Here is a 9,930-nt window from a genome sequence, read left to right as displayed (position 1 = left end):
CGGCGGGGGGCGCGCCGTGGGGACGCAGCATCGCGGGGCGACGCATGAACAGCACCGCGACCAGCCCGATCAGGATCACACCGATGGGCAGGAACAGCGCCTGGCCCATGGCCGTGGAGAACCCCTCGACGATCTGCGGCGGAAGGGTTCCGGAGCCGAAGCTCTCGGCGGCATCCCCCGCCCCCGGCAGGTTGGCCTCGAGCCGCGCCTGCATGAACGCGGCGATGGATGCCGAGCCGATCACCGAACCGACGGTCCGGGTGGTGTTGTAGATGCCCGCACCGGCACCGGCCTGCCGCGGGGGCAGGTTGCGAGTGGCGGTCGTCGCCAGCGGCCCCCACATGCCGGCATTGCCGACGCCCATGAGGGCGGCGGGGATCAGGAAGGCCCAGATCGGCGCGTCGCCGAAGACGAGCGCCGCGTAGAGCGCGAGGGCGCCACCCACCAGCAGGAGTCCGGGGACGAGGAGGAACCGTGGATCGGTGCGGTCGAGGAGCTTCCCCGCGAACGGGGCCAGAACACCCGAGAGAATCGCGAGCGGGATGAGCAGGAGTGCCGACTCGGTCGGGGTGAGGCCGCGCGCGAGCTGCAGATAGAACATCTGCGGCAGGGCCATGCTCGTCACGGTGAAGCCGACCGCCGCGATCGCGATGTTGGCGATCGAGAAGTTGCGCTCGCGGAACAGCTCCAGCGGCACCAGGGGCTCGGTCTTGCTGCGCGCCTGGGTCCAGATGAACAGGGCCATGACGGCGACACCCGCCGCGACCATCGCCCAGATCCACGGGGCCCAGTCGAAGTGCTCGCCCTCCTGCAGACCGAACACGATGAGGAACAGACCGACGGCGCTCAGGGCCACGCCGACGAGGTCGAACTTGTGGGACGTCTTCGGCAGCTGCGGCACGAGCACGACGGCGGCGATGAAGCCGATGATCCCGACGGGGATGTTGATGAAGAAGATCCACTCCCACCCGAGGCCGTCCACGAGCAGGCCGCCCGCGAGCGGGCCCACGAGAGTGGCGACACCCGCGGTCGCGCCCCACAGCCCCATGGCCGCACCGCGGCGCTGGGGCGGGAAGGTGCGGGTGATGACGGCCATGGTCTGCGGCGTCATGAGCGCGGCGCCGAGCCCCTGCACGGCACGGGCGATGATGAGCACCTCGAGCGACGAGGCGAGACCGCACGCGAGCGAGGCGAGGGTGAAGATCGCCAGACCCACGAGGTAGATGTTCTTGGGGCCGAAGCGGTCGCCCAGGCGTCCGGTGACCAGCAGCGGCACGGCGTAGGTCAGCAGGTAGGCGCTGGTGACCCACACGACGTTGTCGAGATTGTTGGTCGACGGGTCCAGCGCCGCCTTGATGGCGGGGTTGGCCACCGAGACGATCGTGGTGTCGACCAGGATCATGAAGAAGCCGATGACCAGGGCCCAGAGGGCCGGCCACGGGCTGCGTTCGGGCGGAGCGGATGCCGCGGAAGCGGCGCGGGAATCGGTCATGCGAGGGTCTCCTTCGAGGCGCGGAGTCGTTCGAGGTGGTCGGAGGGTTCGTCGACGGACCACGGGAGGGTGCCGTCGACCAGGGCCGTGCGCAGGGAGTCCTGCCAGGCGAGTTCGGCGTCGAGGAGAGCGGCCTGCCGTTCGACCTCGATCATGTACTGGCGCGGAACCGCTCGGTCCCCCGCGCGGGCCAGTCCCGCACGGTGGACGTCGCGGGAGGCGACGAGCAGATCCCGCCGCCGGTCGAGGAGGGCGACGACCTCGTCGCGCTCGAGGTTGTGCGCTTCGGCGAGCGCGACCCGGAAGTCACCGGGCCGGTCGATCTGCGGCAGTTCGGCGCGCACCCAGGCGTCCACGGCCTCGCGCCCGGCGTCGAGCAGCGTGTACGTCGTGCGTTCGGGGCGGTTTCCGTCGCGGTCGACGCCAACCTCGGCGATCAGGTTCTCGCGTTCGAGACGCCCGATCGTGTGGTAAATCGTGCCCTTCTGCAGCGGCACGAGGCGGTCGTCGCCCCGGTCGCGCAAGAGACGCATGATCTCGTACGGATGCATGTCGCCCTCGCGCAGCGTCGCGAGCAGCATGACCGCGAGCGGCGTGAGTCGTGTGGGCTCCGGCATCCACCCCTCCTTGGTCCGTGTCGACTAGTCCACATGGACTATACAGCAGGGAGGGGCCCGTGGCGGTGCCGGTCGGGTTAACGACGAATGTCCAAGACACGCGGGTCATCCGCGTGTCTTGGACATTCAGCAGAGGGCTGGTCGGTTACGGCATCGGCGCGTCGTGCTCGGCGTCGGCAGACACGGCGCGGCGGCGCTTCCCCCACGCGGGGAGACCGAAGATGCCGCGTTGGTTCGCCTCCTCGACCTCGAGCCCGTAGTGCTCGCCGATCTGATCGCGCAGCTGCGCCCGCTCGACCTTGTCGTACGCCTTGAGCTCTCGACGGAACGCCACGACCGTCGCCCAGCAGATCGCGAGCAGCACGAGGCTGAACGGCAGCGCGATGCTGATGGCCGCGGTCTGCAGCGCCGAGAGACCGCCCGCCACGAGGAGCGCGAACGCGATCACGGCGGTGGCGATGGTGAAGAACACGCGGACCCAGCGCTTCGGCTCCTCGTCGCCGCCCGTGGCGATCATGCTCATGACGAGCGCGCCGGAGTCGGCCGAGGTGACGAAGAAGATCCCGATGAGGATCAGGAACCCGATCGTGAGGAACACCGAGCCGGGCACCGTCTCGAGCATCTGGAACAGCGCCGTCGACACGTCGACCGTGCCGTCCTCACCGATGAAGGAGGCCGAACCGGTCAGCTCCGCGTAGATCGCCGATCCGCCGAGCACGGTGAACCACAGGATGCCGACGAGCGTGGGAACGAGGATCACGCCGGTGACGAACTCGCGCACCGTGCGACCGCGCGAGATGCGCGCGATGAAGATGCCCACGAAGGGCGCCCACGAGATCCACCAGCCCCAGTAGAACGCCGTCCACGCCCCCTGCCACGCGACGCCCGCGTCGCCGGTGTAGGCGCTCACGGTGAACGAGAGTCCGACGAAGTTCTGGATGTAGTTGCCGATCGACTGCACGACGTCGCGCAGCAGGAACTCGGTGGGGCCGGCGAACAGCAGGTACAGCATCAGGACGCCCGCGAGGACGAGGTTGATGTTCGACAGCCACTTCATCCCGCGACCGACGCCCGAGAGCACCGAGAACAGCACGAAGCCCGTGATGATGCCGATGAGAATTGCCTGGCTGATGATCGACGGCTCGACGACGTTGAGGAAGTCGAGGCCGGCGCTGATCTGGATGACGCCGAGGCCCAGCGAGGTGGCGACACCGAAGAGTGTGCCGACGAGCGCCGCAACGTCGATCGCGTTGCCCCACCCGCCCTGCACCAGACGCGCGCCGAGGATCGGCTCCAGCGCCCAGCGGATCGTGCGCGGGCGCTTGCGACGGTGGAAGGCGTAGGCCAGGGCGAGGCCGATCACGACGTAGATCGACCACGCGTGCACGCCCCAGTGCAGGAACGTCTGCGACATCGCCTGCTGCGCGAGCTGCGTCGGGGTGCCCTCCACGCCGGGACGCGGCGACGCGAAGTGGCTGAGCGGTTCGCTGACGCCGTAGAAGACCAGGCCGATGCCCATGCCCGCGGCGAACAGAAGCGCGAACCACGACATCGTCGAGAACTCGGGCTCGTCGTCGTCGCTGCCGAGCTTGATCCGCCCGAAACGACTGAACCCCATGGTGAGCGCGAACACCACGAAGAAGGCGGCGATGAGCACGTAGTACCAGTTGAACGCCGACACGATCGCCGTCTGCAACGTGCCGAAGGCCGCCTCGGCGGCGGACGGGAAGATCAGGGCGAACGCGATGAACGCGAGCGCGATCGCGGCGGCGGGCCAGAACACCCAGCCGCGCAGGGTGCGGTGGGAGCTGCCGGCGTGCGGGTCTATGGATACCTCGGTGTCGGGTTTCGCCTCGGTCATCCTTCAACGGTAGCGAGACGTCCCCGCGACACAGGGGGGCGGGCGCGGGGCGCGGCGATATGGCAAAATCTCCGCCCACGCGGCCATCGGGGCCACGGACGACCCGCGATAATGAGCGGGTGAACCCCGCTCCCCCTCTCGCGCTCGACGGCTGGCGCCACGTCTACTCGGGCAAGGTCCGCGACCTCTACGTCCCCGCCGACACCGCCGACGGAGCCGCTCCCGCGCACCTGCTCGTCGTCGCGAGCGACCGGGTCAGCGCCTTCGACCACGTCCTCGAGCCCGGCATCCCCGACAAGGGCGTGCTGCTGACGACACTGAGCCTGTGGTGGTTCGACCGGCTCGCCGGTGCCGACGGGGGTCGTGGCATCCCGAATCACCTGGCCGCCGACCACGTGCTCGAGGGCGACGAGACGAGAGAGCTGATCCCGGATGCCGTGCGCGGACGCGCCATGCTCGTGCGGTCGCTCGACATGCAGCCGATCGAGTGCGTCGTGCGCGGCTACCTCACCGGGTCGGGCTGGGCCGAATACCAGGCGACGCGCACGGTGTGCGGCATCCCCCTGCCCGATGGCCTCGGCGACGGCGACCGCCTGCCCGAGCCGTTGTACACCCCGGCCTATAAGGCGCCGATGGGTGAGCACGACGAGAACATCACGTACGAGCGCTCCGTCGAGCTCGTCGGCGCAGAAACCGCCGCCGCGCTGCGCGATGCGTCGCTGGAGATCTACCGCCGCGCCGCCGCGACGGCCGAGGAGCGCGGGCTCATCCTCGCCGACACCAAGTTCGAATTCGGCTTCGACGCGGCGGGTGTCCTGACGCTCGCCGACGAGGTGCTGACCTCGGACTCGTCGCGGTACTGGGATGCCGAGGCCTGGCGCACCGGCACGACCCCCGCCGCGCGCATGGCGAGCTTCGACAAGCAGATCGTGCGCGACTGGCTCGCCGCGAACTGGGACAAGCAGGGCGTGCCCCCCGCCCTCCCCGACGACATCGTGACGCGCACCCGCGCCCGCTACGCCGAGCTACTCGCCCGCCTGACGTCCTGACCCGGGTGCACCCGGGTGCACCGGGGTGCGCCAGATCACGTGATCTGGCCGAACGTACGCGTCACGACGTGCGATAAGCCGTACTCTCGCCGAGATCACGTGATCTGGGCGACATCACCCCCTCGAGGAGACACATGTTCCGTTGGAAGCTGCACGGGAACGGGCGCACCGTCGCCCCGGGCGCGGTCGTCGCCCCGGGCGAGCGCCTCAACTGGGGTGCGACGATCGCGATCGGGATGCAGCACGTCATCGCGATGTTCGGCGCCACGTTCCTCGTGCCCGTGCTCACCGGGTTCCCGGTGTCCACGACGCTGCTGTTCTCGGGCGTCGGGACGCTCCTGTTCCTCCTCGTCACCCGCAACCGCCTCCCCAGCTACCTCGGGTCGTCGTTCGCGTTCATCGCGCCGGTGACCGCCGCCACCGCGACCGCGGGGATGGGCTCCGCCCTCGCGGGCATCGTGGCCGTCGGCATCCTGCTCATGGCCATCGGGTTCCTCGTGCAGTTCGTCGGGCTCGGCTGGGTCGACCGGGTCATGCCCCCGGTCGTCGCGGGCGCGATCGTCGCGCTGATCGGCTTCAACCTCGCCCCGGTCGCGTGGTCGAACTTCCAGCTGCAGCCCCTGCCCGGCACGATCACGCTCGTCGCGGTGATCCTGTTCAGCGTGCTGTTCCGCGGGTTCCTCGGGCGCATCTCGATCTTCCTCGGTGTCATCGTCGGCTACGTCGCCACGGTGCTGATCCAGGCGGTCACGGGCGAGCAGCTCATCGACTTCGCGAAGGTCGAGGCCGCCCCGTGGGTCGGGTGGCCCACGTTCGCGGTCGCCGACTTCGCGTCGCCGCAGACGTGGTCGGTCATCGCGATGTTCCTCCCCGTCGTGCTCGTGCTCGTGGCCGAGAACGTCGGCCACGTGCGGGGTGTGGCGGCGATGACGGATGCCACGGCCAACCGCTCCACCGGGCGCGCGCTGATCGCCGACGGTGCCGCCACGACCCTCGCCGGCACGTTCGGCGGATCGGGCACCACGACGTACGGCGAGAACATCGGCGTCATGGCAGCGACGCGGGTGTACTCCACGGCGGTGTACTGGGTCGCGGGTCTCACCGCGATCGTCCTGAGCCTCTCGCCGAAGATCGGGGCGGTGTTCAACACGATCCCGGCCGGGGTGCTCGGCGGCGTCACGACCGCGCTATACGGCCTCATCGGCATCATCGGCATCAAGATCTGGGTCGACAACCGCGTCGACTTCTCGCGGCCGGTCAACCAATACACCGGAGCGGTGGCCCTGGTGCTCGCGATCGCCGGGTTCACGATGCAGTGGGGCGACTTCCAGCTCGGTGCGATCGTGCTCGGCTCGGTCGCGGCCCTGGTCATCTACCACCTCGGCAACGCGATCGCCCGCGCCCGCAAGACCGGCGCCGACGACGGCGGCCCCATCCCCGCCGTGGGTCCCCTGGGCGGCGACCCGTCCTGACGCCCCGGGGCGCGGCATCCTGCGCCGAGCGCCCACGGTGGGCATCCTGCGCCGAGCGCCCACGATCGGGTCGAGCGCCCACGTTTCGGACGTCCCGAACGTGGGCGCTCGACCGTTTCATGGGCGTTCGGCGACTTCCGTGGGTGTCGCGGCGGAGCGCAGCACACGCGGTGCGGAGCCGCAAGCCGGTCCGCGCGCACGGTGGGCCTCGGTAGCGTCGGCCGTCCCGGCGACGGCGCCCGTGCGCCCCGCCATCGATCACGAGAAGGGCATGCTCATGGCATCCGACACCGATCCCTCGCAGGCCGCCGCCGACGAGGACTCCTACGAAGGCGCCGACGTCGAGGTTTCGCCGACAAACGGCGAGCCCAAGGCCGGCGGCCTCGGTGCCGACGGCACCATCCCCGACGCCCCGAACGGCGTCGCGGCCGGCCACTCCGACACCGCGTCGAACTTCAACGCCGAGGAGGACTGACGGCGCCGCCGCGACCTGCGCCGAGCGCCCACGCCCGGGCCGAGCGCCCGCGTTCGGGCCGAGCGCCCATGTCCGGGTCGAGCGTCCACGCCCGGGCCGAGCGCCCACGCCCGGGTCAAGCGCCCACGTTCGGGCCGAACGCCCACCGAAGGGACGCCCCGAGCATGGGCGCTCGACCGGATCGTGGGCGTTCGCGGTTCGCCCAGGCACGCCCCGGTAGAATGGTCGAGGCGTGTCGGGAAGTCTGGTCGACGATCGTGTCGATCGACCCCGAAATGGATGCCATGACCGAGAACGACGTCCGCGCGCCGCGCTGGCCCGGATACGCCGAAGTCCACCGCGTCACCACCGTGCTCCGCCGCGAGTCCGTCGGCGGCATGCTGCTGGTGATCGCCGCCATCGCCGCGATCATCTGGGCCAACTCCCCCGCATCGGACGCGTACTTCGCCCTGCGCGACTTCCGCTTCGGGTACGAGCCGTGGCACCTCGAGCTGAGCGTCGGGGCGTGGGCCGCCGACGGACTGCTCGCGATCTTCTTCTTCATGGTCGGTCTCGAGCTCAAGCGCGAGATCGTCGTGGGGAGCCTCCGCCGTTTCAGCACGGCGATCGTGCCGATCACCGCCGCCGCCGCCGGCGTCGCGGTGCCCGCGCTGATCTACGTCGCCGTGGTCTCGTCGCAGCCGAGCCTGCTGGCCGGCTGGGCGATCCCCGCGGCGACCGACATCGCGTTCGCCGTGGCGGTGCTGGCGCTCGTGGGCTCGCACCTGCCGGGTCCGCTGCGCATCTTCCTGCTGACCCTCGCGGTGGTCGACGACCTCATCGCGATCGCGATCATCGCGCTGTTCTACACCAGCGACATCTCCCTGCTCCCTCTCGCGATCTTCGCGGTGCTCGTCGCGGTCTACGGCGTCATCGCGCATCGGGGCCGCGCCTGGTTCGCGCGCACGCCGTGGGGTGCGTGGGTCGTGCTGCTGCCGATCGGCTTCGCCGCGTGGGCGTTCCTGCACGCGTCGGGCGTCCACGCCACGATCGCCGGTGTGGCGTTGGCCTTCACGATCCCGGTCGCGCCGTCGAAGCGGAAGCCCGAAATCCGCGGGATGGACCTCGCCGAGCAATTCGAGCACCGCTTCCGCCCCCTTTCGGCGGGCATCGCCGTGCCGATCTTCGCGTTCTTCGCCGCGGGCGTGGCGATCGGCGGCGGCGAGGGTCTCGCCCGCGCAATTATGGACCCCGTGACGATCGGCGTCGTCGCCGGTCTCGTGCTCGGCAAGCCGCTCGGCATCCTGCTCGGGGTGCGCCTCCTCACGCTCGTGACGAAGGTCCGCCTCGACCCGGCGCTGAAGTGGATCGACCTCGCGGGCGTCGGCCTCCTCGCGGGTATCGGGTTCACGGTGTCGCTTTTGATCGCCGAGCTCAGCTTCCCCGCCGGTTCGGAGCACACCGACGACGCGAAGATCGCGATCATGGTCGCCTCGCTCGTGGCGTCCCTGCTGGCCGCCAGTGTGCTGCTGGTGCGCAACCGTCGCTACAAGCAGCTCGCCCTCGCCGAGGACGTGGATGCCGACGGCGACGACATCCCGGACGTGTACCAGCAGCCGATGCCCCCGAAGCGTCACCCCTCGGCTTGACCCTCACGCGGCGTGAGGCCCGAGCCTGGAGCGATGAGCGAGTTCTACGACGCCTTCGAGACCAGCCCCGTCCCGCCGCCCGGACCGGATGCCGTGGCCCCGCCGCTGTTCCGGGGCATCTACGGGATGCCGATGTTCGTCACCGTCCCGACGCGCGACCTCGCGGCGTCCGTCGACTCCTGGACGCGGGGGCTCGGTTTCTTCGAGCTGTTCGGCATCCCGGGACAGATGGTGCACCTGCGGCGGTGGGCGTTCCAGGACGTCCTGCTGGTCACGTCCGACGGCGACGCGGACGCCTCGGCGGCGAGCGTGAGCTTCGCGTGCGTGCTCGGTCAGGTGCCCGAGATCGTCGCCGCGCTGCGGGACGTCGGCGTCGAGGCCGTCCCGAACGACAGCCCCTGGAACACGCGCGACGTCGAGGTGCGGACGCCGGAGGGGACCCGCGTGATCTTCACGGCGGCGAAGGTGTTCGACCCCGAGAGCACCGAGGGGCGGAACCTCCGCCGCGTCGGGATCGGGAACGGCGACGACAATGGGCACCATGAGTGAGCGGGGACTGGCCGTCGGCGAGACCGCCGCGCGCCTGGGTCTGACCGTGCGGACGCTGCACCATTGGGACGAGATCGGCCTCGCGCGGCCCGCCGCCCGCTCCGGGGCGGGCTACCGTCTCTACACGGACGACGATCTCGAGCGCCTCCGGCGGATCCTCGTATACCGCGAGCTCGGCCTCGACCTCGAGGCGATCCGCACCGTGCTCGACGAGCCCGGCGGCGACGTCGCCGCTCAGCTCCGGGTCCAGCGGGCCCAGCTCGCCCGGCGGGTGGAGCAGTTGCGCGAGCTCGACGACGACCTCGCCCGCATGATCGCGGCCCAGGAGCGCGGCATCCTGCTGTCCGAGGAGGAGCAGACCGCCGCCTTCGGCCCCGACTGGGACACCGCGTGGCCTGCCGAGGCCGCCGAACGCTACCGCGGGTCCGAGCAGTGGCAGCAGTACGCCGAACGCTCGGCGGCGCGCACCGCGGGCGACTGGGCGGAGGTCACCGAGACGGTCGCGGCGCTCGACCGGGAACTCGGCGACGCCCTGGCATCCGGAGTCCGTCCCGGGGATGCCGCCGCGAACGCGTTGGTCGAACGCCACCGCGAGGTCGTCTCGGCGTTCTTCCCGGTCAGCCGGCAGATGCAGGTGTGCTTGGGGCGGATGTACGCCGCCGACCCCCGGTTCACGGCGCACTACGACGGGGTTCGAACGGGCCTTGCCGTGTGGCTGCGGGACGCGATCGACGCGAACGCCCGCGTGCACGGCGTCGATCCGGACACCGCGACGTGGGAGTGAGCG

9 protein-coding genes are annotated in these 9,930 nt (G+C 70.6%); 6 read left to right on the top strand and 3 right to left on the bottom strand.

All coding sequences use genetic code 11. The features are described 5' to 3' along the window. The 3 genes from LQV45_RS00780 to LQV45_RS00770 form a co-directional block, all read right to left on the bottom strand. Nucleotides 1-1,492 (bottom strand): DHA2 family efflux MFS transporter permease subunit (locus LQV45_RS00780; RefSeq protein ID WP_230005297.1); only part of this gene is annotated, 1,492 nt, incomplete at its 3' end. After that, on the bottom strand, nucleotides 1,489-2,109 hold the full coding sequence (locus LQV45_RS00775; protein WP_230005296.1) for a PadR family transcriptional regulator: 621 nt from the start codon (nucleotides 2,107-2,109) through the stop codon (nucleotides 1,489-1,491). The genes LQV45_RS00780 and LQV45_RS00775, both read right to left, overlap by 4 nt. A gap of 145 nt (nucleotides 2,110-2,254) precedes the next feature. Further along, complete coding sequence (locus LQV45_RS00770) at nucleotides 2,255-3,970, bottom strand: BCCT family transporter (protein WP_230005295.1); 1,716 nt, start codon at nucleotides 3,968-3,970, stop codon at nucleotides 2,255-2,257. A gap of 59 nt (nucleotides 3,971-4,029) precedes the next feature. On the opposite strand from LQV45_RS00770, the gene LQV45_RS00765 reads away from it, so the two are divergent. The 6 genes from LQV45_RS00765 (at nucleotide 4,030) to LQV45_RS00740 (ending at nucleotide 9,927) form a co-directional block, all read left to right on the top strand. Continuing rightward, complete coding sequence (locus LQV45_RS00765) at nucleotides 4,030-5,019, top strand: phosphoribosylaminoimidazolesuccinocarboxamide synthase (protein ID WP_230005294.1); 990 nt, start codon at nucleotides 4,030-4,032, stop codon at nucleotides 5,017-5,019. A gap of 134 nt (nucleotides 5,020-5,153) precedes the next feature. Further along, a complete protein-coding gene (locus LQV45_RS00760) occupies nucleotides 5,154-6,491 on the top strand; it encodes a uracil-xanthine permease family protein (RefSeq protein ID WP_230005293.1) in 1,338 nt (445 codons plus the stop codon). Between the two features lie 139 nt (nucleotides 6,492-6,630). Then, the gene (locus tag LQV45_RS00755) at nucleotides 6,631-6,966 is read left to right on the top strand and encodes a hypothetical protein (RefSeq protein ID WP_230005292.1); all 336 of its coding nucleotides are present in this window, start codon (nucleotides 6,631-6,633) and stop codon (nucleotides 6,964-6,966) included. Between the two features lie 284 nt (nucleotides 6,967-7,250). Further along, nucleotides 7,251-8,594 (top strand): Na+/H+ antiporter NhaA, encoded by a 1,344-nt coding sequence (gene nhaA, locus LQV45_RS00750; RefSeq protein ID WP_230005298.1) that lies wholly within the window; start codon nucleotides 7,251-7,253, stop codon nucleotides 8,592-8,594. A gap of 33 nt (nucleotides 8,595-8,627) precedes the next feature. Then, the gene (locus LQV45_RS00745; RefSeq protein WP_230005291.1) at nucleotides 8,628-9,143 is read left to right on the top strand and encodes a VOC family protein; all 516 of its coding nucleotides are present in this window, start codon (nucleotides 8,628-8,630) and stop codon (nucleotides 9,141-9,143) included. Next, nucleotides 9,136-9,927, top strand: coding sequence for a MerR family transcriptional regulator (locus LQV45_RS00740; protein ID WP_230005290.1), 792 nt, complete (start codon nucleotides 9,136-9,138; stop codon nucleotides 9,925-9,927). Before LQV45_RS00745 ends, LQV45_RS00740 begins: the two co-directional genes overlap by 8 nt. The last annotated feature ends 3 nt before the right edge of the window (nucleotides 9,928-9,930 follow it).

Source organism: Microbacterium sp. Bi128 (genome assembly GCF_918698205.1).
This window is presented reverse-complemented; position numbering and strand designations above follow the sequence as displayed.